This is a genomic window from Streptomyces sp. NPDC006516, assembly GCF_040611875.1.
In the GTDB taxonomy this organism is placed as follows: Bacteria; Actinomycetota; Actinomycetes; order Streptomycetales; family Streptomycetaceae; genus Streptomyces.
Map to the genome: position 1 here is coordinate 1 of NZ_JBEXPD010000042.1, position 1159 is coordinate 1159.

Annotated in this window: 1 protein-coding gene; it reads right to left on the reverse strand. The window is 63.3% G+C overall.

The annotated features are described in order from the left end of the window. Positions 1-1159: condensation domain-containing protein (locus tag ABZY45_RS35065; protein ID WP_356746306.1), on the reverse strand; the 1159-nt coding region annotated here is incomplete at both ends.

The window sequence follows — 1159 nt, forward strand, 5'->3', positions numbered from 1 at the left end:
CCGCCTTCAGCCCCTCACCCACACCACCCACCGAAGGAACCGGCAACATCACCGGCGAAATCGTCGTGAACCACCCCACCGTCCGCGACACATCAAGATCGTCGAACAACTCCTCACGACCATGACCCTCGACATCCACCCGCACCCGATCCACACCCGACCACGCACCCACCGCAGCCGCCACACCAGCCAACAACACATCATTCACCCGCGTGTCGAACACCGCCGGCACATCACGCAACAACGCCCGCGTCTCCTCCACCCCCAGCACCACACCACACACCCGGCTCCCACCCACGGTGTTACCGCCCACGGTGCCAGCACCCACACGATCCAACGGCACACCACCCACCGGCTCCACCTGCCCGAGCCAGTAACCCACCTCCCCCGACGTCACACCACCACGCGCCTCCACACCCAACCGCGCCGTCCAGTCCCGCCACGCACTCGACTTCGCAGGCAACACCGGATCCAACCCCGACCCCACCCGGCCCACCAACGCCCGCAAATCCTCCAGAACAATCCGCCACGACACCACATCAACCACCAGATGATGCGCCACCAACAACACACGATCCGGCAACCCACCACCCCAACCCGTGAACACCACCACCCGAAACACATCACCCCCACCCAGACTCAAACCACCCTGAACCCGACCCGCCACCTCCACCACAAAAGCCTCACGCCCACCCACCCCACACGACGAAACATCAACCACCTCACACGGCACCACATCAGGCACCCCACCCAACTCAGCCCGCCACACACCCCCCTCACACACGAACCGCGCCCGCAAACCGTCATGCTGAACCAGCAGACACCGCACCACCCGCTCCCACACACCCACCGACAACCCAGCATCCACCTCCACCAACACCGACTGATTCACATGACCCACAACCGAAAAACCCTGACCGAAGAACCAACGCTGAACCGGCGACAACTCCACCGGCCCCACCACCACACCCTGCTCCGCAACCACCCCCGACACATCACGCCGCTCCACCACACCCGCAAGACCAGCAACCGTCGGAACCTCGAACAACTGCTTCACCGAGAAAAACAACCCACACTGCTTCGCCCGGAAAACCACCTGAAGACTCAAAATCGAATCCCCACCCAAGGCGAAGAAATCGTCATGCACACCCACCGGACG